A 24,559-nucleotide genomic window follows, 5' to 3' on the forward strand; every position below is an offset into this window, starting at 1 on the left:
TACGGGCTATGGCGTCGAGCGCAGCATCACCGCAGCGCGGCCCTCGGCCAGCAGCGTGCCGGCGTGGGTGATGCGGAAGCCGTACTGCTGGCTGCCCTCGCCTTCCACCAGCACGCGGGCCTCGCATTCCAGGTCGCCGGGCAGCGTATCGATGCGCTCGACGTGCAGCTCGACGCCGCGCAGCGCCACCAGCATGCCGGGCGGCGCGGCACCGCCCGAGGCCGCCGCACGCAGGCCGCCGTGCACGGCCATCGCCTGCGCGCCGTATTCGCACAGGTGAAGCGCGCGCAGGCGGTCGCCACTGCGCAGCGGATGCGCCGGATCGCGGTGGGTGTCCGTGCGCAGGCGGATCGAGTCCCCATCCCACGCCTCGACGGCATCCCACAGGCACATGTCGCCCTGGTGCGGGACCAGTTGCAGGATGCGGGCGCGGTCGATGGCGTCGGTCATTACAGGCGTTCCGGTCATGGTTGGTCCGCGCCGCCGTGCGCGTACGCGGTGACCGGCCGGCGCGTCACCAGCAGCGCCAGCACGAAGTTGCACACCACCGCCAGCGCGACGGTGCCACCGATCGCGCGCAGCACCGGGATCGAGGAGGCCGCCAGCAACGCGAACACGGCGAAGGTAATCGCGCTGCAGACGATGACCGCGTGCAGCGTGCGCAATTGCTCGTCGCGGTCGTCGCCGGCGTGGTCGAAGAACAGCGCGTAGTCCAGTCCGAGGCCCGCGCCCAGGATCAGCGCCACCAGGTGGAACAGGTTGAGTTCGACGCCGAGCGCGCGCAGCGCCGCCAGCACCAGCACCGTGGTCAGCGCCATCGGCGCGAGCACGCGCAGGGTGCGGCGCACGGAGCGCAGCGAGGCCAGCACGGTCAGCGCCAGCAGCACCGCGGCCAGCGCCAGCGCCCCCAGCACGCGGCCGCGGTATTCGGCCACCAGCGACTCGCTGGCCTGCTTGAGGTCCAGCAGCTGGCCGCCGTGCTGCTCGGCCACGCGCGCCACGGCGCCGGCATCGTGCAGGCCGGTCAGCGACACCAGCGCGGTGGTGGTGCCGTGGCGCTGGATCAGCAGGCCATCGACGCCGGTGGCCAATGGCGTGCCAGCCAGGTCCTCGACGCCGAGCGGTTCGGCCTGGCGCGCAGCCGCGACGTCGGCCACGAACGGCTCGAACGCGTCGGCGACGAACGGGCTGTCGGCCAGGGCGGCGGCCAGCGACATCTTCAGCTCGTTGTCGCCGGGCAGGCGCTGCTGGCGCGCGCGCTGGGTGGCGGCACTGGGCAGGTAGCGCGAGGCGAGGTCGAAACCGTCGAGCGCGCCGGCGACCCGCAACTGATCCAATTGCGGCTGCAATGCCTCGCCGGCCTGCAGCGCGGCTTCGGCGTCGGCGGCGTCAATCGCGATCACGTAGCGCACGTCCGGCGCGCCCAGCTCGCGGCGCAGCTGCGTGTCCAAGGCCATCGCCGGCGCGGGCACCGGGGTCAGGCGCGACAGGTCGTTCTCCCAGAAGCGGCCCGGCGCCAGCGTGGCAACGGCAATCGCGACCGCGGCCAGTGCGAGCGCGGCCGTGGCGGGCAGCCGCGGCAGGCGGTCGATCGCGCGCCACGCCGTCGCCAGGCCCGGGGTGGCGATCGGGTTCCACTGCCCCGGCACGATCAGCGCCGGCAGCGCGAAGCGCGTCGCCAGGCCCGCGGTGCCCAGGCCAACGATGGTGAACACCGCCAGCTGCTCCAGCCCCTCCACGCCCGACACCAGGAACGTCAGGTAGGCGATGCAGGTGGCGACCACGCCGGTGGCCAGCGTGCGCCACAGCCCGCGCACGCTGTCGCGTGGCGACACGCCGGGGCGGATGTGGCTGAAGAGGTGGATCGGGTAGTCCTGTGCCACGCCGATCAGGGTGAAGCCGAACGCCAGGGTGATGCCGTGGACGCCGTCGAACGCCAGCGCCACCGCGGCCAGGCCCGCCAGGCCGCCGGTCGCCAGGGGCAGCGCGCCCAGCAGCGGCGCGCGCCAGCTGCGATAGGCCAGCATCAGCAGCAGCGCGAACACGATCGAGTCGACCGTGCCGATCAGGCTGGCCTCGCGCTGCGTGCGCGCGCCGATCTCCACGGAGAACGCGCCGGGGCCGGTCATCGCCAGCGTCGCCGGGCCCGCGCCTCTTGCGGCGTCGAACGCGGCGTGCACCGCGGCCACCGCCGCCGCCTGGCCGGTCGGGTCGAAGCCGGCGGCGCGGGTTTCCAGCGCCAGCAGCGCGCGCTGCCCGGCGCGGTCGAACCAGACGCCGTGCAGCTGCTGCGGCGCGCCGGCCGGTTGCAGCGATTCGGCGACGGCGAGGGTTTCCAGGGTCGGGTCGCTGGGCAGCAGCGGTTCGATCAGCGTGGCGGCGGGCGAACCCAGGTCCTGCACGCGCTGGTCGAGCGCCTCGCGCAGCATCGCGACATCGAAGCGCTGCGTGTCGAGCGTCGGCGACAGCAGGTAGCGGTAGGGGCGCAGCGTCTCCGGGATGGCGCCGAGGCCCGCGTCACCGCCGTTGGCCACCAGCGCGAACGCCTCGTCGGCCGACAGCGAGGCCCGCATCGCGCGTGAGATCCCGGCGAGGGTTTCGGGCGAATCGCCCTCCAGCGCCACCAGCAGCAGTCGCGAACCCGGGCCCTCGCCCAGCTCGTCGATCAGCAGCGTCTGCGCCGGCGTCTGCGGCGCCGGCATGAACTTGCGCAGGTCGCCGCTCAGTTCCAGCGTGCGCGACACCGCCCACCCGGCCAGCAGCAGCGCGGCCAGCCACAGCAGCGCCAGCCCGAGCCGGGTGCGGGACGTCATTGCGCGCGGGCTTCGGTGCCGGTGCACAGCGCGGCCAGCGCCGCGGCATCGGACACCGTTTCAGCCGCGCGTGCCGCGCCGGCCAGCAGCGTGCGCTGCACGTCGCCCTGCGTGGGGCGCGTCTCGATGCAGCGCAGTTCTGCGCCGCGGCCGTGCAGGGTGATGCCGCGCAGCTTGGCCGCGACCGCGGCATCGCGCGGCGCCAGCGCCATCGTCCATGCGCTGCGGCTGCCGCGGGTGTCGATCGTGTAGTGCTTTTCCAGCAGCGCGCGATCGCCCGCCAGCAGCGCGCCGAAGCTGGCCTGCAGCGCCGCCAGTTCGGGTGCGCGCGACAGCGAGAACGTGCGCGCGCCGCGGCCGTTGCGCTCGATGCGCACGTCGCCGGCACGGATCGTGGTGGTCTCGGCGTACGGTGCGCGCACCTCGCGCACCAGCGTGTCGCCGTCGGGCCGGCGGTACTCGCCGGTCAGCCGCAGTGGCGCCTTCAACAATGCCGAGCCGCGCACCTCGACGAATCCGGTGCGCATCGGCGCCGGGCGTGCGAGGCGGGACAGGATCCACTCCGCATCGGCACGCGACGCCGGGGTGGCCGGGGTGTCAGCGGCGAAGGCCGGCGCGGGCAGCACCGGCGACAGCAGCAGGGCCAGCGCCAGCGTCCGCAGGCGGCGCCACGCCGGGCCCTTCGACACGCTCGGGCCGTTCGACGCGTGCGGGCGGCTCGCTGCGCGCGTGCGGTGCGGGGTCGTGCCTGCCAACGGATTGCGCATGGGGGTCATCGCTCTGCCAGAAGTCGTAGAAGTTGAACCAGTTGAACGGCGCACGGCGGGCGTGGTGTTCCAGCCGCTGCGCGTAGCGCGCGACCAGATCGGCCAACTGGGACCCGCGGTTATGCCGGGTGATGCTCAAGCCTTCGCTGAACACCTCGAAATCCAGGTCGTAGCGGTTGCCGCCTCGGTACAGGCCGAACGCCAGCACCACCGGCACCTTGAGCGCGCCGGCGATCAGCCACGGCGCCACCGGGAACGGCGCGCGCGCACCCAGCAGCGGGGCCGGCAGCGAGGGCTCGCCCGGGCGCGCGCGGTCCACCAGCAGCGCCACCAGCGCGCCGGCATCGGTGGCCTGCTTGATCGCCAGCACGATCGACGGCCCGTCCTGGCCGGCGTCGATCACGGTGCGTGCGAGCTCCGGGTTGAGCGCGTCCAGCAGCTGCGTCATCGCCGGGTTGTGGCCCTTGTCCAGCACGACGCGCACCTGCACGTCCGGGCGCGTGGCCGCCAGCACCCGCAACGCGTCGAAGCTGCCCAGGTGCGAGCCAAACACCAGCACGCCCTGGCCGCGGTCGAGCTGCGTGTGCAGGCCGTCCAGCCCCGAAGTGCGGATGTCGAAGCGCTGCATCTGCCCACTCAGCATGAACACGCGGTCGAGGATGGTGCAGGCGAAGGTGTGGATGTGGCGGGCGATGTCACGCAGCCGCGCCGGCCGGCCCAGCACGCGCCACAGGTAGCTGCGCGAGGCGGCCCGCTCGGGCGCACGGCGCAACAGGAAATAGGCGGTGATCGGGTACAGGCAGGCACGGCCGGCGGCGCGGCCGCCATGGCGGGCGATGGCGCGGATCAGGTGCAGCGAGAACCGGTTGCCGCCCTCGCGTTGGCGGGTCCAGTCACGTGCGGCCTCGGTGCTCATGCCGCCACCTCGCCGCTGGCCAGCAGCGTGTCCCCGCGCTTCACGCGGAAGCGCCAGCGGCGGGGGGCGGCTACGTCCAGGTCGATGTCGGCGGCCTCGCCCGGCAGCAACGGCTGCATGAACTTCACCTGCGGCAGGCGCAGCGGCCCGAGCGGCCCGTGCGCGGCTTCGATCGCCTCCACCACGCGGTCCAGCACCACCACGCCGGGCACCACGGGGCGGCCGGGGAAATGGCCCGGCAGGCAGGGGTGGTCGGGATCGATGGTGAAGCGCATGCGGCGGGTCGGTGGCAACGGCCGCACAGGATAAGCGACGCGGCCCGATGGAAGGTCCGTGCACCTATACCGGCTCGCGTCGTGTTCACCCTTGCCGGCACCCTGTAGGAGCGGCTTCAGCCGCGATCGGGACCCCGGGCACCCCGCATTCCTCGCACGTCCTCGCGACTTGCGTCGCTCCTGCAGGGGAATTCGCGGCTGAAGCCGCTCCTACAGGTACAGGGACCCGCGGGCCTACCGGAACAGCTCGCGCCAGAACCCGGGGCCCAAGGCGCCCATCTGCCGGATGAAATCGACGAAGTTGCGGTACGGGCGGTCGCGGAACAGGCGGTGCCGGATGACGTACTCGCCGAGGAAGAAGCCGCCCAGCACGCCGTAGTTGAGGATGTTGGCGAATAGCGAGCCGGCCTCCTGCGACACCGGCCACGGCGAGGCCAGCCCCAGCCGGGCGAACACGCCATCGGGCACCACGACCAGTGCCAGCACGCCATTGGCGAGCGTCAGCAGCGCCAGCAGCCACGCCCAGGCGGCCGTCAGGCGGCGGGTGTAGCGCAGCAGGTCCGGCGCCAGCTGGTCGGGCTCGCGGCGTTCCAACGCCGCCACGATCCGGGTGATCAGCGCGCCGCGCGGGGAGGCCAGGCTGCGGGCGAACAGCCACGCCAGGAAGCCGGTGAACAGCATCGGCGGCGCCAGCAGCAGCAGCGCCGGCCACGGCGTGCCGATCAGCAGCCACAGCCCGGCCGCGCTGGCGGCCAGCACTGCCCACGCCCAGGCGAGCGGCTTGAGCAGGGCATCGGCCAGCACCAGCGCCACCAGGTCGAGCAGCGCCAGGCCCGCGGCGAGGTCGCCGCCGCCCACGCTGGCCCAGTGCGCCAGCAGCGGATAGGCCACCAGCATGGCGATGCGGAGCACGGTGCTGGTCATCGACGCGGTGCCGTCGCCGGTTGCGGATCCGGCGCGGGCGATGCCGGCGCCGTCGCGGGGCACGTTCAGGCGGTCTTGTGCTGCTCGACGTGCGCCGAAAGCGCGCGCAGCGAGCCGAAGATGCGGCGGTTCTCGTCGCTGTCAGACCGCAGCTGGAAGCCGTAGCGCTTGGATACGGCCAGCGCCAGCTCCAGCGCGTCGATCGAATCCAACCCCAGGCCGTCGCCGAACAGCGGTGCCTCCGGGTCGATGCCCGCGGGCTCCACGCCCTCCAGGTTCAGGCTCTCGACCAGCAGTTCGGCCAGTTCGCGTTCGGCGGTGCTCTGTTCAGACATCGGGCGGTCCGGTGACGATTTCGGGGCGCCACGATCCGGCATCGCGCCCGCGCGCGCAAGCACCGCGGCCAATGGGGTGCGCCCGCGCGGCTATCATGCGCGGATGAATCGCTTTCGCGTGCCGGCCGCCCTTGCCGGCGTCGGTGTCGACTCCATCCGCAACATCCGTCGGCGGGCAGCGGCCCGTGCGGCCGTATTTCCCGGCCGCCCCGCTGGCAGGCGCCGCGCATGAGCGCGTTGCCGACCCACGCCTCCGCGCTGCCGCGGCTGGACGTCGACTACACCGACGCCGCATTGCCCGCGCTGCTGGCTGACGACGCGGTACTGGCCGTGTTCGGCTTCGGCCCGCGCGCGCCGGTGAGCGAGGACCCGCGTTACCTGCGCGTGGCGCTGGAGCCGACCGGCACCGCGCCGCTGGAAGTCTGGCGCGGCCATGCGCCCGTGCGCTGCGGCCGGGACGGCGCGGTGGCGTGGTCGGATGACGGCGCGCTGCTGTTTGCTTCGATGGAACTGGACGAGGACGCGCTGGCGGGCGACGCGCGCGATGACGATATCGAGCGCGCCGCGCAGGCCGCGTACACGCGGCTGTCGGCGTTCGTGGCGGCGCGCGGCTATCCGCACCTGCTGCGCATGTGGAATTACCTCGACGGCATCACCGCCGGCGAGGGCGATGCCGAGCGCTACCGCCGCTTTTGCGTCGGGCGTGCGCAGGGGCTGGGGCCGTTCGACCCGCATGCATTGCCGGCGGCGACGGCCATCGGACGCGTCGATGGCGTGCGCCGGCTGCAGGTCTACCTGCTGGCCGCGCGCGTGCCCGGCACGCCACTGGAGAACCCGCGCCAGGTCAGCGCCTACCGCTACCCGCGCCAGTACGGCCCGCAGCCGCCCAGCTTTGCCCGCGCGATGCTGCCGCCCGCCGGCAGCGCGATGCCGCTGCTGCTGTCGGGCACCGCCGCGGTGGTCGGGCACGAGTCGCGCCATGCCGACTGCGTGGCCGCGCAGCTGGACGAGACCCTCGCCAACTTCGACAGCCTGGTGGCCGCCGCGCGTGCCCGCGCCCCGCACCTGCCGGCGCGTTTCGGCGCCGGGACGCGGCTGAAGGTGTACGTGCGCGACGCGGCGGAACTGCCGCACGTGCGCGACCTGCTGGCCGCGCGCCTGGACCCGGCGGTGCAGTGCGTGGTGCTGCACGCGGCGATCTGCCGGCGCGAGCTGCGCATCGAGATCGATGGCGTGCACGGGTAACGCCGCCGCGGCTCGCAGGACGGCCGCAGGATTTCGCTCCACCTCGCCCATCCACTAGTCTTGCGCCACGAAGGCCGCACCGGCCGGGAGTGGAGGAGACACGATGGGGCTGATCAGCCTGCTGTGGGGCATCGTCGCGATGATCTGGATGGTGGTCGCACTGATCCCGTTCCTGGGGTGGGGCAACTGGTTCCTGATTCCCTTCGCCGCCATCGGCGCGGTGATTGCCGCCATTGGCATCGCCCTTACCCGTGCCGAGAACCGCGGCCGGGCCAAGGCCGGGCTGGTGCTCAACGGCATCGTGATCATCGTCGGCGTGGTCCGGCTGATGCTGGGTGGCGGCGTGATCTGAGCCGCGCCGCATCCACGTACACCTTTGAGAAGCCGGGCATTGCCCGGCTTTTTTCATGCATGTGTTGCGCGCGCGAAACATCGGGCATGCCGTTCGTCGCATGAACGGAAAAACCCGCGCCTGCGCGTTGAAGCGGCGCGCGCGGCGGGGGCAGACTGGCCTTCGGCGCGGAAGGGGATCTTGTCCGCGTATCCCGCGTCGACCCGAGCTGTCATCGCCCCTCCGGAACGCGCCCCCCGGCGCGCCCGGCGGTTGTGGTCTCCCTGTCCGAGGAACACGTCACGATGAACACCCGCACCCTGCGGCTGGCCCTGCTGTCGGCCGGCCTTTCCCTCACCGTGGCCGCACATGCGGCCGAGCCCCCCGCCACCGACGACACCGCGACCGGCTACTTCGCCGGCGTGAAGGTCGCCATCGACCCGGCCACCGGACGCCTGCGCGCGCCGACGGCCGAAGAGATCCGCCAGCTGCGCACGGCCGCCGCCACGACGCCCACCGCCGCCCCCGCCTCGCGCGGCAAGCGCGCCCCGCGAAACGAGGCCGAGGCCCGCCAGACCGTGCGCCGCCATGCCAACGGCAACGGCGTCATGGCCGAGGTCCCGGAAGACCGCATGAGCGCGCTGGTCGCAACGCAGGCCGCTGACGGCGGACTCATGCTGCAGCACCGCCCCCTCGACGCCACCGGTACGCCGGTCCAGCCGCAGCCGGAGGTGGCCAGTGAATAAGCCCCTCGCACTCGCCCTGTCGCTCGCGCTGGCCATGGGCAGCGCCCAGGCCGCCACCATCGTGCCGGTCAACATGGACCCCGCCGGCCAGGGCCTTAACGACCCGACCCCGGCCGCCCCCGTCGGCGGCAACCCGGGCACCACCATCGGCGAACAGCGCCGCATCGCCTACCAGTTCGCCGCCGACCTGTGGGGCGCGATCCTGGAGTCCGGCCCGCCGGTGAACGTGCAGGCCAGCTTCCAGCCGCTCAGCTGCAACGCCACCAGTGGTGTGCTCGGCTCGGCCGGCACCACGACCGTGCACCGTGATTTCGAAGGGGCGCTGCTCCCCGGCACCTGGTACGGCGGCGCGCTCGCCAACGCCCTGTTCGGCGACGACCTGGACCCGGCCACCAACGAGATCAACAGCCGCTTCAATGCCAACCTCGGCACGCCGGGCTGCCTGGAAGCTTCGGGCTGGTACTACGGCCTGGACGGCAACACCCCCTCGGGGCGCATCAACTTCCTCGACGTGGTGATGCACGAGATCGGCCATGGCCTCGGCTTCCAGGGCTTCACCAGCCTGGCCAGCGGCGCGCCCTTCCTAGGCTTCCCCGACGTCTACGGCACCAACGTACGCGACAACGCGTCAGGCCTGGCGTGGAACGCACTGGACAACGCCGGGCGGGCCGCCGCGGCCGTGGGCGGACAGCTGGTGTGGACCGGCGCCAACGTCACCGACCAGGTGCCGGTCGCGCTGGGGCCGCTGGTGAACCTCAACACCAGCGGCACGCTGACGGCCAACTACGAGTACGGCACGGCGCAGTTCGGCCCGCCCGCCACGCCCGCGAACTTCAGTGGCAACGTGGTGCTGGTCAATGACGGCAGCGCCACGCCGACGTTCGGCTGCCAGGCCTCGCCGGCCGGTGCATACGCCGGGCAGGTGGCGATCGTCGACCGCGGTGCGTGCGCGTTCGAGATCAAGGTGAAGTTCGCGGAGGATGCCGGCGCCACCGCGGTCATCGTCGCCAACAACGCCGCCGGTGTCATCGGCATGGCCGGCGACGCCAGCGTGGAAGCCACGATCCCGGCGTTGATGGTGTCGCTGGCCGACGGCAGCGCGATCAAGGCCGCCCTGCCGGGCGTGTCGGTTGCGCTGGGCGAGGTCCCGGGTCGGCTGGCCGGTGCCGATACGGCCGGTCGCGCGCGGCTGTATGCGCCGGCGGCGCTGGCGCAGGGGTCGAGCTTCTCGCACTACGACGTCTCGCACTCGCCCAACGCGTTGATGGAGCCGGCGATCAGTGCCGACCTCGATTCCAACCTGAGGCTGGACCTGACCCCGGCGCTGTACCAGGACGAGGGATGGTCGACCAACACCGGCAACGCCTTCATGGGCAGCTGCGACACGTTCGTGCCGGTGCTGCAGGAGGGCGGCCTGGTGGTCGGCGCCAACGTGCAGGCGCAGAACAACGTGTGCCTGAACTACAGCGACAGCAAGGGCGAGTACGTGCAGTGCATGACCGACTACCGCAACCGCCTGCAGGAGCAGGGGCTGCTGGAACAGCGGTTCAACGGCCGCATCGTCAGCTGCGCGGCGCGCACGCGCTTCTGATCGGAGCCGTCGGCCACGGACGGCCTGCATGGAAACCGGCGCCTTCGGGCGCCGGTTTTTTTCGTCTGCACGTAGAATCGCGCCCCATGAGCTACCCCTACACGCGCCCGCGGCGGATGCGCCGCGACGGGTTCTCGCGCCGGCTGATGCGCGAGACGGTCCTGACCGCCGACGACCTCATCTATCCCGTGTTCGTGCACGAGCACGCCCACCGCGAGGCGATCGCCTCGATGCCGGGCGTGGAGCGCGTGGGCCTGGACGACCTGCTGCGCGTGGCCGAGGAGGCCAGCGGCCTGGGCATCCCGGCGCTGGCGCTGTTCCCGGTCACGGAGCCTGCGGCCAAGTCCACCACCGCGGAAGCCGCATGGGCCGGGGACGGGCTGGTGCAGCGGGCGGTCATGGCGCTCAAGCAGCGCTTCCCGCAGCTGGGCGTGATCACCGACGTCGCGCTGGACCCGTACACCTCACACGGGCAGGACGGCCTGCTGGACGAGTCCGGCTACGTGCTCAACGACGCCACCGTCGAGGCGCTGGTCAGGCAGGCGCTGTCGCATGCCGCCGCCGGCGCCGACGTGGTCGCGCCCAGCGACATGATGGACGGGCGCATCGGCCAGATCCGCGGCGCGCTGGAAATGGACGGCCACGTGCACACGCGCATCCTGGCCTACAGCGCCAAGTACGCCAGCGCGTTCTACGGCCCGTTCCGCGACGCGGTCGGCAGCGCGTCGGCACTGGGCAAGGCCGACAAGACCACCTACCAGATGGACCCGGCCAACACCGACGAGGCGCTGCGCGAGGTCGAACTGGACCTGGACGAGGGCGCCGACATGGTGATGGTCAAGCCGGGCCTGCCGTACCTGGACATCGTGCGCCGGGTGAAGGACGCCTTCGGCGTGCCGACGTTCGTCTACCAGGTCAGCGGCGAGTACGCGATGCTCAAGGCCGCGTCGCAGAACGGCTGGCTCGACGAACGTGCCTGCGCACTGGAGGCGCTGGTGTCGATCAAGCGCGCCGGCGCCGACGCGGTGCTGACGTACTACGCGATGGACGCGGCGCGCTGGCTGCGCGAGGCCTGATCCGCGAATACGGCGCGTCCATGCGGCGCGCTCACTCGCAGGATTCGCCCGGTGCCGCGCGCGGCGCGCGCATCCGGTAGAGATCCAGCCCGCCGGCACGCGGGGCGCGCGCGCTGCCGGCCACCAGCAGTTCCTCGGGTGCGTTCCAGTCGGGGACGGGCCGCCGGGTCGTCCCGGCTTCGGTATTGAACGACAGCGCCAGCGCGCCCGCGTCCGTCCACCCGCCCTCGCCGCACGTCGCGCGGTGCAAGCGCGCCGTGCCGCCGACGCCCGCGCGCTCGAATACCACCACGCCGGTCGGCAGCAACGCCGCGCTGGCTTCGTCGGCCGGCGTGTTGAGGGCCGACAGTGCCGCCGGCATCGACCATGCGTCGTCCGACCGCTTCGACGCGAACAGGTCCAACCCGCCGGCGCCACCGTGGCCGTCGCTGGCGAACAGCAGCCGCGATCCGTCAGGCGAGGGCATCGGCGCGCGCTCGTGTCCGGCCGTGTTGACCGCCCCGGGCACGGCCTCGGCTGCACCCACCGCTCCGCCCTGCACGGGTGCCCGGTAGAGGTCGAAACCGCCTGGGCCACCGCTGCGGTCGGATGCGAAATGCAGCCAGGCACCGTCGGCGCTGAAGGCCGGTTCGACCTCGTTGTCCCCGGTATTGAGCGCCAGCGGCGCGGCGTCCTGCCAGCGCCCGTCGCGCAGCACCGCCTGCCACAGGTCGGAGCCGCCGCTGCCGCCGTCGCGGTCGCTGGCGAAGACGATGCGCTGGCCGTCGGGCGACACCGTGGCGCCGGTCTCATGCGCGCGTGTCGAGACCACGCCCATGCCCTCAATGCCGAATTCGGCCAACGCCTGCGCGACGGCCGGCACCAGCGCCAGCGCGAGTAGACTGAGAAGCCCGAAGGCCGGGGCGCGTCGTGTCATGCGTAGTCCTGTCCAAGGGGTCAACCGCGTGGCCGCACACGATGGCCGTCCGCAGCGCATCCGTCCAGCGAGGTGTCCGATGTCTCCTGCCCGCTACGCCGTCATCGGCCATCCGGTGGCGCACTCGCTGTCGCCGCGCATCCACGCCGCGTTCGGCCGGCAAGCCGGTATCGCCCTCGACTACACCGCGATCGATGCCGAGCCCGAGCGCTTCGACGCGGTGCTGGCCGACTTCGCCGCCCAGGGCGGGCGCGGCGCCAACATCACCCTGCCGCACAAGGCATACGCCGCCACCATCTGCCAACACCTCAGCGAGCGCGCCCGCCGCGCCGGGGCGGTCAACACGCTGATCCGCACGGCGACCGGCTGGGAGGGCGACAACACCGACGGCGCCGGGCTGGTGCGCGACCTCACCGAGCGCCACGGCCAGGACCTGCGCGGCCGGCGCACGCTGCTGATCGGCGCCGGCGGTGCCGCGCGCGGGGTGGCGCCGGCGCTGCTGGATGCCGGCGTCGCGGACCTCTACATCGTCAACCGCAACGGCGCCCATGCCGACGCACTGGCCGACGCGCTCGGCGAGCCCGACCGCGTGCACCCGCGCTACCTCAGTGACGTCGGCACGCTGGGCGTGTTTGACCTGGTGATCAACGCCACCTCGGCCGCGCGCGGCGGGACCCCGCTGGACCTGCCCGGCGGGCTGTTCGCACCACGTGGCGACGCCGTCGACCTCAGCTACGGCGAGGCGGCGATCGGCTTCCTGTCATGGGCGCGGGCCTCCGGCGCCGACAAGGCCATCGACGGACTGGGCATGCTGGTCGAGCAGGCGGCCGAGAGCTTCCAGCGCTGGCACGGCGTGCGCCCCGAGACCGACCCGGTGTACGCGATGCTGCGCGAGCACGATGACGTGCTGGTCACCGCCGATTGAATCCACGGTGAGCATGTTCGTGCCGACGAAGGCGGCCGCGTGAGCGCGTCGCCCGGCCCCGTGTCCTGCCGCGCCGGCTGCGCCGCCTGCTGCATCGCCCCGTCGATTGCCTCGCCGATCCCGGGCATGCCGCATGGCAAACCTGCCGGGATTCCCTGCGTGCAACTGGACGATGACCTGCGCTGCCGCCTGTTCGGCCGGCCCGAACGCCCGGCGTTCTGCGCCTCGCTGCGACCTTCCGAGGACATGTGCGGCATCGACCGCAGCGATGCACTCGGCCGCCTGTCGGCGCTGGAAGCGCTCACCCTGCCCGACCCACCGCCGCGGCGCCCGCCGCCGTTGTAGGAGCGGCTTCAGCCGCGATGTCCGTGGCAATTCGCGGCGTAAACGCGAAGTCGTCGTAGGGGCGACGCAAGTCGCGACCGCAACTCCGTCGGCCGGTGGATCGCGACTTACGTCGCTCCTACAACGAAGCCGGGGTTGCGCCTGCACGATCACCGAAAAAAGCATCGCGGCTGAAGCCGCTCCTACAGGCGCGGTGTTGCGACGGACTCAGTCCTCGGCGATGCCCAGGTACCGGTTCTTCAACCGCACGTAATGCTGCGCCGAGTAGTACAGGCCCTCGATATCGGCCTCCGACAGCACGCGCACCTTGCGCGCGGGGTTGCCCAGCCACAGCTCGCCGCGGCCGACGGTCTTGCCCGGCGGCACCACGGCGCCGGCGCCGACGAAGCCGTGCGACTCCACCACCGCGCCGTCCAGCACGATCGCGCCCATGCCGATCAGTGCCGCGTCGCCGATGCGGCAGGCATGCACGATGGCCTTGTGGCCGATGGTCACGTCCTCGCCGATCACCGTGGCAAACCCGCCGAGCTTGGCGTGCGGGCCGTCGTGGCTGACGTGGATGACCGTGCCGTCCTGGATGTTGGTGCGCGCGCCGACACGGATGAAATTGACGTCGCCGCGTACAACGCAGCCGGGCCAGACCGACACGTCGTCGGCCAGCTCGACATCGCCGATCACGCTGGCGGCCGGGTCCACGTACACGCGCTCGCCGAGGCGGGGAAACTGGTCGAGGTAGGGGCGCAGGGTCATGTCCGCATTCTAGTCATCGCGCCGCAGGCGGGCACCCGTTGACCGCCGCGCAACGTGGCGGTCCTACACTGCCGCCATGGACACCGCCGCCGACACCACGCCCGACCAGCTCACCGCCACCCACCGCCGGCTGCGCGCCGCCTGGCAGGCGCGCAAGCCCGACGAGGCCCAGCGTCGTGGCGACCTGGAGCGCCTGCGCCGCGCGCTGCGCGAGCAGTTGCCGGCGATGCACGTCGCGATCGAGGCCGACTTCGGCCACCGCAGCGAGCACGAGAACCTGATCTCCGAGGCCATGGTGGTGCAGGCCGAGATCGACCACGTCCTGCGCCACCTGCGGCGCTGGATGCGGCGCGAGCGCGTGGCCGCCGGCTGGCGCTTCTGGCCCGGCCGGGCGGAGCTGCGGCGCGAGCCCGTCGGCGTCGTCGGGATCCTCTCGCCGTGGAACTACCCGGTGAACCTGGCGCTGATGCCGCTCGTCTCGGCGATCGCCGCGGGCAACCACGTGTACCTGAAACCGTCCGAGCACAGCCCGCGCACCAGCGCGTGGATGCGGCAGCTGCTGGCCGACGTATTCCCGGCCGACCGGGTCGCGGTCGCGCTGGGCGGGGGGGAGGTGGCGGCAGCGTTCTCGTCGCTGCCGTTCGACCACCTGCTGTTCACCGGCTCCACGGCCGTGGGCCGCAAGGTCATGGCCGCGGCCGCGCCCCACCTGACCCCGGTGACGCTGGAACTTGGCGGCAAGTCGCCGGCGCTGGTGTGCGAAGGCTTTCCGGTCGACCTGGCCGCGGCGCGCATCGCCACCGGCAAGTGGTTCAACGCCGGGCAGACCTGCATCGGCGTGGACTACGTGCTGGTCCATCGCAGCCAGCGCGATGCGCTGGTCGCGGCGCTGGAAGGCGAGCTGCGCGCGCGCTACGGCGACCTTGCGACGTCGCCCGACTACACACGGATCATCAACGACGGCCAGCTTCAGCGGTTGCGCGGGTACCTCGACGACGCGCACGCGCGCGGCCTTCGGGTGGTCGAACCGCTGGGTGTCGACCCGGACCTCGCCACCCGCGAGCGCCTGATGCCACCCGCCCTCGTAATCGACCCGCCGGCCGATGCGCCGCTGATGCGCGAGGAAATCTTCGGGCCGATCCTGCCGGTGCTGGCCTACGACACGCTGGACGAGGCCATTGACCGCATCAACGCGCTCGACCGGCCGCTGGCGCTGTACCCGTTCGGGTTCGAGACGGATGCCATCGAGCGCATCCTCGCCTCCACGCTGGCGGGTGGTGTCACCGTCAACGACACGCTGATCCACTTCGGCGTGCACGGCCTGCCGTTCGGCGGCATCGGCGCCAGCGGCATCGGCGCGATCCATGGCCGCCACGGCTTCGACACCTTCAGCAAGCAGGTGCCGGTGTTCCACCAGCGGCGCCGGGCGGCCAGCGACCTGCTCAAGCCCCCGTACCGGGGGCTGGTCGACCGCGTGATCCGCTGGCTGGCGAAGTGACCGGCACGCGTCAGCCCCGGAACCCGGCCCACGCATCCACCACGCGCTTCAGGCCGGCGTCGTCGACATCCAGGTGCAGCACCAGCCGGAGTTTTCCTTCGCTGCCCGGCGACAGTCGCACGCCGGCACGGGCCATGTGCTCGACGAGCGACGCCGTGGATGCCGGCGCCACCTGCACGAACACCATGTTGGTGTGCTGGCCGGTGACCTCCACGCCCAGAGCCGACAGCGCCGCCGCCAGCCGCGCGGCGCGGTCGTGGTCCGCGGCCAGCCGTTCGACGTGGTGGTCCAGCGCATGCAGCGCGGCGGCAGCCAGGATGCCGGCCTGGCGCATGCCGCCGCCCGTGACCTTGCGCCAGCGCCGTGCCTGCGCAACCAGCGCGGCAGACCCGAGCAGCACCGACCCGACCGGCGCGCCCAGCCCCTTGGACAGGCACACCGACACGCTGTCGAAGTGGCGGGCGATGTCGCGCACGGGTACGCCTTGCGCCACCGCCGCGTTGAACAGGCGCGCGCCATCCAGGTGCAGCCCCAGGCCGCGCCGATCGCACAGCGCGCGCGCATCGGCCAGGTAGTCGAGCGGCATCGGCCGGCCGTGCCAGGTGTTCTCCAGGCACAGCAGCCGGGTGCGGGCGAAGTGCGCGTCGTCGGGCTTGATCGCCGCCTCCACCACGTCCAAGGGCAGCGTGCCATCGCTCGCGTGCGCCAGCGGCTGTGGCTGGATGCCGCCCAGCACCGCCGCGCCACCGCCTTCGTACGCGCTGCACCGGCAGGTAGCAGGCCTATGGACATCCCTTGAAAGGCTGTCGCTTCAAGGATTTAGGTGGGGGCGCCCATGTCCATGGAGCACGGCGTGTTTGGCGCATTTGGAGTCCTCGCCACGTCCATAGCAACTGCAATGCGCCTGCACAGGTGCAGTGAGCCTTGCCGGGCGTTCTTCTCGAGACGGCGGCACTTATGCAGACATCAAGTGTCTGTACTTGTGAATCCTGGAGTTCAGGCGTAATGTCCGTTCGAGCTCCAGACCGGACTTGTCTGTGAAAAAAATTGCTGACATCGCGACGGTTCGCTCCGGTTACCCGTTCAGAACCCGCGTAGAGCCCGACCCTGAGGGAGACACCTACGTTCTCCAACTGAAAGACGTCTCTGCGCGGGCCCCGGCAGACGTCGCAGGCGCCATGCGGACATTGGTCAAGGCTCCTGCAGCACATCATCTCGCCCTAGGCGATGTGGTGCTGAAGGGTCGTGGGACCACTCACTGCGCCCTGGTCGAGAGCATCCCCACCGACCTGCCCCTCGTGGCAGCCGCACCCATTCTCGTCCTGAGACCTAAGTCAGGGATCGTCGAGCCCGCCTTCCTGCGATGGTTTCTGAACCACCCGACAAGCCAGACCAGGCTGGCAGCCAACGCAGTCGGCACCTACATACCCACGCTGACGAAGGCGTTGATTGAAGACTTTGAAATTGAGGTGCCACCGCTCGAGACGCAGAGGCTTATCGCTGCGGTTGCGACGCTCGCTGAGCGCGAGCGCGAACTCTTAGAGACGATCACTCAGCAGAGAGCAAAAGCGACGGACCAGCTTCTGCTGCGTCTGTGCAGAACTTCCGGCAATAGGCGGGAGCAAGGCGGTAGGCGAGGTGCGGCAACACCCCGCCTACCTGATCACAAGCAGCACTAGACCACTCGTGAGGCAAAACAAGTATGGCCATCCAAATTGGCAACTACAACTTTGAAGGGCCTTTCGGCTCGCTCGACGCCCTGCGAAACGCGTCCGGCGTTTACGCGATTCTTGGCTGTAACTCACCGGAACAGTACGTGGTAGTCGATGTAGGTGAGTCAGCGACGCTGAAGAACCGTATCGCAGGACACGATCGTCAGGGACAGTGGAAGGGGTGCGGATACGGAACGCTCTTCGCCGCCGCGCACTACACGGATGCCAGCACACGTATGCGTATCGAACGTGAGCTGCGTGCCATCTACAACCCACCCTGCGGCCTCCGCTGAAGACATCCGGAGCGGGCGGTTCCCCGCCCGCTCCATAGGGAAACTCATCATGTCGAACACACTTTCGCAACAGGACGTAAACAGCACCGCTTGGGCCGCCTGCGACACCTTCCGCGGCGCCGTCGATCCCGCGCAGTACAAGGACTACATCCTGGTAATGCTGTTTCTCAAGTACATCAGCGATATGTGGGCGGACCACTACGCCGAGTACAAAAGGGAATACGGCGACAACGAGGAGCGCATCCGCCGCAAGCTCGAACGCGAGCGATTCATCCTGCCGTACGTCGAGTTCAAGGACGAGAAGTCCGGAAAGGTCACTGAGCGCTTCTTGGCCGATTTCCACTCGCTCTACGAGCGCCGCAAAGCCGCCAACCTTGGCGAGCTGGTCAACATCGTGCTCGACCACATCGAAGAAGCCAACAAGGCGAAGCTCGAAGGCGTGTTCCGCAACATCGACTTCAACAGCGAGGCCAACCTCGGTAAGACTAAGGACCGCAATCGCCGCCTTGAGAACCTGCTGGGCGACTTCGCCAAGCTCGACCTGCGCCCTTCGCGTGTCTCCGAGGACGTGATCGGTGACACCTATATCTACCTGATCGAGCGCTTCGCCTCCGACGCCGGCAAGAAGGCCGGCGAGTTCTACACGCCCAAGCAGGTCTCCAGGCTGCTGGCGCAATTGGCAGCACCAAAGCCCGGCGACCGGATCTGCGACCCCACGTGCGGTGCCGGTGGCCTACTTATCGAAGCTGCAGCGCTTGTAGAACAGCAAGGAAGCCGTGACTTCGCCCTCTTTGGTCAGGAGGTCAACGGCAGTACTTGGGCGCTGGCGCGCATGAACATGTTCCTGCACGGCAAGGACGCCGCCCGCATTGAATGGGGCGATACCCTCAACAGTCCGGCACTGGTCGAGGCCGACCGGCTGACGCGCTTCAACGTGGTCGTGGCCAACCCGCCCTTCAGTCTCGACAAATGGGGCGGCCAGGAGGTCGAGGCCGACCGCTACGGCCGCTTCTGGCGCGGCCTGCCGCCCAAGTCCAAGGGTGACTACGCCTTCATTACTCACATGATCGAAACTGCCCTCCCACAGGAAGGCCGCGTGGCCGTGGTGGTGCCGCACGGTGTGCTGTTCCGCGGCGGGGCCGAGGGCCGCATCCGCCGCGCCTTGATCGAGGAGAACCTGCTCGATGCCGTCATCGGCCTGCCGGGCAACCTGTTCCCCACCACGTCGATTCCTGTCGCCATCCTGATCTTCGACCGCGCCCGCGAAAGGGGCGGCGCCCGCGAAGACTGCCAGGACGTGCTCTTCATCGACGCGAGCCGCGATTACCAGAGCGGCAAGAACCAGAACGCACTGCTCGACGAGCATATGGCCAAGGTGCTCGCCACCTTCCGCGCCCGGCAGCCAGTAGACAAGTACGCCCATGTCGCGAGCCTGAAGGAGATCGCCGACAACGACTTCAACCTCAATATCCCGCGCTACGTCGACACTTTCGAGGAAGAGGAAGAGATCGACGTCGCCGCCGTCGAGCAGGAGATCGCGCGCTTGGAAGGTGAGCTGGTCGAGGTGCGCCAGCGCATGAAGCAGTACCTCAAGGAGTTGGGCGTATGAGTGGCGGTGAACTGATCCTCTACACCCTAGATGACGGCAGCACCGCCATCCAGCTGCGTGCCGAGGGAGGCACCGTCTGGCTGACCCAGGCCGAAATCGCCACCTTGTTCGACACCACGCCGCAGAACATCACCCAGCACACCAAGGCCATTTACGCCGAGGGGGAGCTGAGCGAGGGCGCGACTTGTAAGGAACTCTTACAAGTTCGCCAAGAGGGCGGCCGGGCGGTCAATCGTAGCCTCAAGCACTACAGCCTCGACATGATCCTGGGCGTCGGCTATCGGGTGCGCTCTCCGCGCGGCACCCAGTTCCGCCAGTGGGCCACCACCCACCTGCGCGAATACCTGGTCAAAGGCTTCGTGCTGGACGACGCCCGGCTCAAGGAGCCCGTCGGCTGGGATTACTTCGACGAACTGCTGTCGCGCATCCGTAACATCCGCGCCTCCGAGAAGCGCTTCTATCAGAAGATCCGCGACATCTACGCTACCGCCGTGGACTACGACAAGAAGTCCGAAGCCGCCCAGCTCTTCTTCAAGAAGGTGCAGAACAAGATGCTCTGGGCCGTCACCGGCCGCACCGCGCCCGAGCTGATCGCCGGCCGCGCCGACCCCGCCCTGCCCAACATGGGCCTCACCACCTGGGCCAGTAGCCGCGTGCGCAAGCAGGACGTCACCGTCGCCAAGAACTACCTGAGCTTCGAAGAGATCGAGGCGCTGGACCGCATCGTGGTTATGTACCTCGACTACGCCGAGGATCAGGCCCTGCGCCGTCGCACCCTGACCATGCGCGACTGGGAAGACAAGCTCGACGCCTTCCTGCAGTTTAACGAACGCGAGGTGCTGACCCACGCGGGCAAGCTGCGTGCCGATGTGGCGGAGAAACTGGCGCTGGAACGCTACGAGAGCTTCGACGCCGCCCGGCGCGAGGCGGCCCGGCTGGCGGCGGATGCGGAGGATATCGCGGCGTTGGAACAGACCGAGCGGCACCTGGAAGGCAAGGGGCGGGAGAAGAAGAAATGACGTCAGCACTCCAGGAACTCGCCATGTGGAGACGAGTACACGTTGCAGACGTTTGCGAAACTGTCAGCGTAGGTATCGTTATTCAGCCGTCGCAATACTACGTCGCACCCAGCCAAGGAATCCGAGCTTTTCGATCAGCGAATGTTGGCGAAAATCGCATCGTTGATCGCGACTGGGTTTACCTATCTCCAGAAGGACACCGGGCCAACTCGAAATCATCGCTAAGAGCTGGCGACGTTCTCGTTGTTCGTTCTGGTGCGCCGGGTACTGCTTGCGTCGTTACCGATGAGTACGCAGGGTCAAACTGCATCGACATCGTATTTGCGCGCCCACATCAAGACCAGGTCCTCCCCAAGTATCTCGCCGAGTTTACAAACTCGCCGGTCGGCAGGCGCCATGTGCTTGGAACGCAGGGAGGGCTGGCTCTAAAGCATTTTAATGTGGGTGCCTATAAACAGCTTGAACTGCTTCTTCCGGAGGTTGCCGAGCAGAAGAGGATCGTCGACCTCTTCGCCGCTTGGGAGACCGCCATCCAGAAAACCGAGCATCTGATCGCGGCGAAGGAGCGGCATTACAGCCACGAACTGTCGCGCCTGATCAGCCGAGGCCAGCACCCCCACGCCCATGTGGGTACCTCTGCCGAGGAAGTCTCCGCCCGCAGTCCCCGTGGCACGCCCGCCCTGCTGGGCGACTATCTCACCGAAAGTCGGGAGCCGGATACCGATCAAGACCCGGCCAAACGATTGACCGTCCGGCTGCACCTTCAGGGTGTTGAGAGCCGTCCCGTCCGCGGCACGGACCGCGACGGTGCAACGGCCTATTTCCGGCGGCACGCGGGGCAACTGATCTACGGCAAACAAAACATCTTCCGAGGCGCCATCGGCATTATTCCACCGAAACTGGATGGCTGCGCTTCGACACAAGACTTGCCGGCATTCGATATTGCGGATGGCATCGACCCGCAATGGCTGTACTTCTGGCTGTCGCGTAAGGACTTCTATACATCACTGGAGGCGCTTGCGACTGGCTCTGGCTCGAAACGCTTGCATCCGGAAGAGTTCTTCAAGGTCCGTATTTACATCCCCGATTTCGCCACCCAAACCGCCATCGCCCGCTACCTCAACGCCCTGCGCGACGAGATCGACCTGCTCGGGCAGTCCGTCGCGGCGCTGAAGACCCAGAAGCGGGGCCTCATGCAGAAGTTGCTGACCGGCCAGTGGCGGCTGCCAGTGCCGGAACAGGAGGGCGCCTGATGGACAGCTTCCGCTTCGACGAGAAATACCTCTCCCAGATCCCCGCTCTGCAGGTGCTGGTCCTTCTGGGCTACCGGTACCTGACGCCAGCCGAGGCGCTGGCCGCACGCGGCGGCAAGGCCGGCAACGTGCTGCTGGAGGAGATCCTGCGCGAGCAGTTGAAGAAGCTCAATCGCATCCAGCACAAGGGCGGCAGCTATCTCTTCAGCGAAGAGAACCTGCAGAGCGCTATCCAGCGACTGAAGAACCTCAAGTACGACGGCCTGCTCAAGACCAACGAGGCGGCTTACGACCTGCTGACCCTGGGCGTGGCGCTAGAGCAGTCCATCGAGGGCGACCAGAAGAGCTTCACCCTCAACTATGTCGACTGGCGCAACCCGGCCAACAATGTCTATCACGTGGCCGCCGAGTTGGCGGTGGAGCGCACCCGCAGCGTTGAGACCTGCCGGCCGGACATCGTGCTGTTCGTCAACGGTATCCCCTTCGCGGTGATCGAGTGCAAGTCGCCCAAGGTCGAGGTGGCTCAAGCCATCTCACAGACCATTCGCAATCAGCGCGATGAATACATCCCGCGCCTGTTCACCTATGCGCAGGTGCTTCTTGCGGTGACGAAGAACGATGCCCGCTACGCCGCTACCGGCACGCCGGCCAGATTCTGGTCGAAGTGGAAGGAGGACGTGGCGGACGCAGACCTAGAGTCCCTGCTGGAGCGGCCGCTGCCCCAATCTGTAAAGGCCTCTCTGTCCGAACTGGCTTTCGCCGAGTTGGGTGTGCGTGAGGAGATTGCGCCCTACCTGGTGGGCCGGCAGGTGACCGAACAGGACCGGGCGCTCTTCGCACTGTGCCGGCCGGAGCGCCTGCTGGAGATGGCTTGGGCGTTCACAGTATTCGACGGAGGCGTGCGCAAGATCGCGCGCTATCAGCAGGTGTTCGCCATTCGCGAAGTGCTTGCCCGTGTCAAGCAGACCGACGACAGCGGCAAACGTCGGGGCGGCATCATTTGGCACACACAAGGCTCGGGAAAATCGCTAACCATGGTGATGCTGGCGCGTGCGTTGGCGCTGGATCCGGAGATCCGAAATCCGCGAATCGTGCTCGTCACCGACCGGGTGGATCTGGACAAGCAGCTCGGCAACACCTTCGCCGCCTGCGGTCTTTCGCCCGACCGGGCCGAGAGCGGCCGCCATCTTATCGAGTTGGTGTCCGACGGCAAGGCGCACATCGTCACCACGTTGGTGCACAAGTTTGAGAAGGCGCTCGCCTACAGGAAGTTCAGCGATGCTTCGTCCGACATCTTCGTGTTGGTGGATGAAACGCAGCGCACCCAGCTGGGCGGCTACTCGGCGCGCATGCGGCAGATGTTCCCAAATGCTTGCTACATCGGCTTCACCGGTACGCCCCTGCTGACCCGCGAGAAGAGTGACGTGGCCAGATTCGGCGGTGTGATCCACACCTATGCCATCGACCAGGCAGTGGCAGACGGTGCGATCGTGCCGCTGCTTTACGAAGGGCGCATGGTGGAATTGGAGCAGAACCAGACCGCGATCGACATCTGGTTCGAACGCCATACCCAAGGGCTCACAGACCAACAGAAGGCTGACCTGAAGAACAAGTACGCCCGCGCCGAGATGCTGAACAAGTCCGAGCAGGTCATCTACATGCGCGCCTTCGACATCAGCGAGCACTACCGGCAGAACTGGCAGGGAACCGGTTTCAAGGCGCAGCTGGTGGCCCCTAACAAGGCCGCAGCGCTCCGCTACAAGGCGTTCTTGGACGAGTTGGGTGCAGTCACAAGTGAGGTGATCATCTCACCGCCCGACGAGCGCGAGGGCTTCGATGAATTCGACGCTGAGGAGTCTAGCGACGCAGTGGTGGCCTTCTGGCAACGCATGATGAAGCGCTTCGGCTCTGAGGACGACTACAACAAACAGATCGTCAACGCTTTCAAGTTCGGCGAGGAACCCGAGATCCTGATCGTGGTGGACAAGCTGCTGACCGGCTTCGATGCGCCGCGCAACGCGGTGCTCTATTTGACCCGGCGGCTCAAGGATCACTCGCTGTTGCAGGCCATCGCGCGGGTGAATCGCCTTTACGAAGACGAAGCTGGCAGCCGAATCAAGGACTTCGGCTACATCATCGACTATGTGGGCGTGCTCGGGGAGCTGGACCAGGCGCTCACCACCTATAGCGCCTTCGAAGGGTTCGAGGAAGCTGACCTGAGGGGCGCATTGGCTTCGATCCATGAGGAAACCCGCGTGTTGCCGCAGCGGCACGCCGAACTGTGGGACCTGTTCAAGACGGTGAAGAACCGCCAAGACGAAGAAGCCTTCGAGCAGCTGCTCGCTGACGAGAAGCTACGCGCCAACTTCTACGAGCGCCTGTTGGCCTACGCAAAAATCTTGGCCATCGCCCTGTCCAGCGAGCGTTTCATCGCCGATACCCCGGAGCGTAAGCTGCGCGCTTATAAGGACGATCTCAAGCGCTTCGTCAATCTCAAAGCGTCGGTGAAGCTGCGCTATGCGGAAGCAATCGACTACAAGAAGGACTTCGAGCCAAGGATCCAGAAGCTGCTGGACACGCATATTTCTGCCTCCGAAGTGGTACAGCTGAGCCCACCGGTCAACATTTTCGACGAGGCAGCGTTCCAGAAGGTGGTCGACGAGCAGGGCGCTGGCAGCGAGAAGAACCTTGGCGCCAAGGCCGACATGATCGCCCATGCCACCAAGCGCGCCATTCAGGAACGACTGGTGCAAGACCCGGCCTTCTACGAGAGGTTTTCCCGGCTGATCCAACAGGCAATCGACGACTATCGCGCCAAGCGTCTTTCCGATTTGGCGTACCTGCAGCGGGTCTCCGAGATCAAGGACGCCGTTGTCTCGCGCAAGGGCGATGACCTACCAGTAGCGCTGAGTGGTAACGCCGACGCGGCGGCCGTTTACGGCCTGCTGTGCCCCTTCATGGCACGCCATCTGGGCGACGATAAACAAGCTCAGCTTGCCGCCGCCGAGGCCGCCATAGCGGTGTGGGATATTGTCCGCCGCAATCGCAAGGTGGGTTACTGGGATGACCTCGACGCCCAGCGCCGAACGATGAACGAGATCGATGATTACCTTTACGACGACATCAAGGGCGCACGCGGAATCGCGCTGTCCACGGAAGAGATGGACGAAATAATTGAGAAGACGATGCAGCTTGCCCGCCACCGACTGGCCGGGTGAAG

Annotated in this window: 23 protein-coding genes and 1 pseudogene; 14 read left to right on the forward strand and 10 right to left on the reverse strand. The window is 68.7% G+C overall.

Annotation, left to right across the window (positions count from 1 at the left end; all coding sequences use genetic code 11):
• Window positions 1-6: 6 nt before the first annotated feature.
• The 7 genes and pseudogenes from K6753_RS00645 to K6753_RS00675 all read right to left on the reverse strand — a co-directional run bounded on the left by K6753_RS00645 (window position 7) and on the right by K6753_RS00675 (window position 6,030).
• The gene (locus tag K6753_RS00645; protein ID WP_223674261.1) at window positions 7-450 is read right to left on the reverse strand and encodes a hotdog family protein; all 444 of its coding nucleotides are present in this window, start codon (window positions 448-450) and stop codon (window positions 7-9) included.
• Between the two features lie 14 nt (window positions 451-464).
• Window positions 465-2,813 (reverse strand): MMPL family transporter, encoded by a 2,349-nt coding sequence (locus K6753_RS00650; RefSeq protein WP_223674262.1) that lies wholly within the window; start codon window positions 2,811-2,813, stop codon window positions 465-467.
• Window positions 2,810-3,466, reverse strand: coding sequence for a LolA-related protein (locus K6753_RS00655; RefSeq protein WP_425492053.1), 657 nt, complete (start codon window positions 3,464-3,466; stop codon window positions 2,810-2,812). Before K6753_RS00655 ends, K6753_RS00650 begins: the two co-directional genes overlap by 4 nt.
• A 126-nt stretch (window positions 3,467-3,592) precedes the next feature.
• Window positions 3,593-4,496, reverse strand: a pseudogene (locus K6753_RS00660) (lysophospholipid acyltransferase family protein); the annotation flags it as partial.
• Window positions 4,493-4,771 carry an ApeI family dehydratase gene (locus tag K6753_RS00665; protein WP_223674264.1) on the reverse strand — a complete coding sequence of 93 codons (279 nt, stop codon included), beginning with the start codon at window positions 4,769-4,771 and terminating at the stop codon, window positions 4,493-4,495. The pseudogene K6753_RS00660 and the gene K6753_RS00665, both read right to left, overlap by 4 nt.
• Window positions 4,772-5,005: 234 nt before the next feature.
• Window positions 5,006-5,758, reverse strand: a complete 753-nt coding sequence (locus K6753_RS00670; protein WP_425492027.1) for a COG4648 family protein — start codon at window positions 5,756-5,758, stop codon at window positions 5,006-5,008.
• A gap of 2 nt (window positions 5,759-5,760) precedes the next feature.
• Window positions 5,761-6,030, reverse strand: coding sequence for a phosphopantetheine-binding protein (locus K6753_RS00675; RefSeq protein ID WP_223674265.1), 270 nt, complete (start codon window positions 6,028-6,030; stop codon window positions 5,761-5,763).
• A 228-nt stretch (window positions 6,031-6,258) separates the two neighbouring features.
• Here K6753_RS00675 and K6753_RS00680 point away from each other — a divergent pair, with 228 nt between their 5' ends.
• From K6753_RS00680 to hemB, 5 genes are all read left to right on the forward strand, one after another.
• Window positions 6,259-7,275, forward strand: coding sequence for a chorismate transformation FkbO/Hyg5 family protein (locus K6753_RS00680; RefSeq protein WP_223674266.1), 1,017 nt, complete (start codon window positions 6,259-6,261; stop codon window positions 7,273-7,275).
• Window positions 7,276-7,378: 103 nt separating this feature from the next.
• On the forward strand, window positions 7,379-7,627 hold the full coding sequence (locus K6753_RS00685) for a hypothetical protein (protein WP_223674267.1): 249 nt from the start codon (window positions 7,379-7,381) through the stop codon (window positions 7,625-7,627).
• A gap of 284 nt (window positions 7,628-7,911) precedes the next feature.
• The gene (locus K6753_RS00690) at window positions 7,912-8,352 is read left to right on the forward strand and encodes a post-PEP-CTERM-1 domain-containing protein (RefSeq protein WP_223674268.1); all 441 of its coding nucleotides are present in this window, start codon (window positions 7,912-7,914) and stop codon (window positions 8,350-8,352) included.
• On the forward strand, window positions 8,345-9,943 hold the full coding sequence (locus K6753_RS00695; protein WP_223674269.1) for a PA domain-containing protein: 1,599 nt from the start codon (window positions 8,345-8,347) through the stop codon (window positions 9,941-9,943). The genes K6753_RS00690 and K6753_RS00695 overlap by 8 nt, the downstream gene beginning before the upstream one ends.
• Before the next feature lie 86 nt (window positions 9,944-10,029).
• Window positions 10,030-11,019 carry a porphobilinogen synthase gene (hemB, locus tag K6753_RS00700; RefSeq protein ID WP_223674270.1) on the forward strand — a complete coding sequence of 330 codons (990 nt, stop codon included), beginning with the start codon at window positions 10,030-10,032 and terminating at the stop codon, window positions 11,017-11,019.
• A gap of 31 nt (window positions 11,020-11,050) precedes the next feature.
• On the opposite strand, the gene K6753_RS00705 is transcribed toward hemB, so the two are convergent.
• A complete protein-coding gene (locus K6753_RS00705; RefSeq protein WP_223674271.1) occupies window positions 11,051-11,935 on the reverse strand; it encodes a TolB family protein in 885 nt (294 codons plus the stop codon).
• Between the two features lie 79 nt (window positions 11,936-12,014).
• Between K6753_RS00705 and aroE the strand changes: the two genes are divergently transcribed.
• Both aroE and K6753_RS00715 read left to right on the forward strand, forming a co-directional pair.
• Window positions 12,015-12,860 carry a shikimate dehydrogenase gene (aroE, locus tag K6753_RS00710; RefSeq protein WP_223674272.1) on the forward strand — a complete coding sequence of 282 codons (846 nt, stop codon included), beginning with the start codon at window positions 12,015-12,017 and terminating at the stop codon, window positions 12,858-12,860.
• A gap of 60 nt (window positions 12,861-12,920) precedes the next feature.
• The gene (locus K6753_RS00715; protein WP_223674824.1) at window positions 12,921-13,205 is read left to right on the forward strand and encodes a YkgJ family cysteine cluster protein; all 285 of its coding nucleotides are present in this window, start codon (window positions 12,921-12,923) and stop codon (window positions 13,203-13,205) included.
• 207 nt (window positions 13,206-13,412) lie between these two features.
• Here K6753_RS00715 and K6753_RS00720 read toward each other — a convergent pair whose 3' ends face one another.
• Window positions 13,413-13,955: a gamma carbonic anhydrase family protein gene (locus K6753_RS00720; RefSeq protein WP_223674273.1), complete on the reverse strand. Its 543-nt coding sequence runs from the start codon at window positions 13,953-13,955 to the stop codon at window positions 13,413-13,415.
• 76 nt (window positions 13,956-14,031) lie between these two features.
• Between K6753_RS00720 and K6753_RS00725 the strand changes: the two genes are divergently transcribed.
• Window positions 14,032-15,453 (forward strand): coniferyl aldehyde dehydrogenase, encoded by a 1,422-nt coding sequence (locus tag K6753_RS00725; RefSeq protein ID WP_223674274.1) that lies wholly within the window; start codon window positions 14,032-14,034, stop codon window positions 15,451-15,453.
• A 10-nt stretch (window positions 15,454-15,463) separates the two neighbouring features.
• Here the strand turns inward: K6753_RS00725 and K6753_RS00730 are convergent, their stop codons facing one another.
• Window positions 15,464-16,189, reverse strand: coding sequence for a GntG family PLP-dependent aldolase (locus K6753_RS00730; protein WP_425492028.1), 726 nt, complete (start codon window positions 16,187-16,189; stop codon window positions 15,464-15,466).
• Between the two features lie 301 nt (window positions 16,190-16,490).
• Between K6753_RS00730 and K6753_RS00735 the strand changes: the two genes are divergently transcribed.
• The 6 genes from K6753_RS00735 to K6753_RS00760 are packed head-to-tail and all read left to right on the forward strand — an operon-like array spanning window position 16,491 to window position 24,557.
• Complete coding sequence (locus K6753_RS00735) at window positions 16,491-17,132, forward strand: restriction endonuclease subunit S (protein ID WP_223674275.1); 642 nt, start codon at window positions 16,491-16,493, stop codon at window positions 17,130-17,132.
• A gap of 23 nt (window positions 17,133-17,155) precedes the next feature.
• Complete coding sequence (locus K6753_RS00740) at window positions 17,156-17,458, forward strand: GIY-YIG nuclease family protein (RefSeq protein WP_223674276.1); 303 nt, start codon at window positions 17,156-17,158, stop codon at window positions 17,456-17,458.
• Window positions 17,459-17,507: 49 nt separating this feature from the next.
• Window positions 17,508-19,067 (forward strand): type I restriction-modification system subunit M, encoded by a 1,560-nt coding sequence (locus K6753_RS00745; RefSeq protein ID WP_223674277.1) that lies wholly within the window; start codon window positions 17,508-17,510, stop codon window positions 19,065-19,067.
• Window positions 19,064-20,086, forward strand: coding sequence for a virulence RhuM family protein (locus tag K6753_RS00750; protein WP_223674278.1), 1,023 nt, complete (start codon window positions 19,064-19,066; stop codon window positions 20,084-20,086). The genes K6753_RS00745 and K6753_RS00750 overlap by 4 nt, the downstream gene beginning before the upstream one ends.
• Window positions 20,083-21,339, forward strand: coding sequence for a restriction endonuclease subunit S (locus K6753_RS00755; protein ID WP_223674279.1), 1,257 nt, complete (start codon window positions 20,083-20,085; stop codon window positions 21,337-21,339). Before K6753_RS00750 ends, K6753_RS00755 begins: the two co-directional genes overlap by 4 nt.
• Entirely contained in the window at window positions 21,339-24,557 is a 3,219-nt protein-coding gene (locus K6753_RS00760; RefSeq protein WP_223674280.1) for a type I restriction endonuclease subunit R, read from the forward strand. The genes K6753_RS00755 and K6753_RS00760 overlap by 1 nt, the downstream gene beginning before the upstream one ends.
• Window positions 24,558-24,559 lie beyond the last annotated feature (2 nt).

The organism is Novilysobacter selenitireducens (genome assembly GCF_020026895.1).
Classification (GTDB): Bacteria; Pseudomonadota; Gammaproteobacteria; order Xanthomonadales; family Xanthomonadaceae; genus Lysobacter_C; species Lysobacter_C selenitireducens.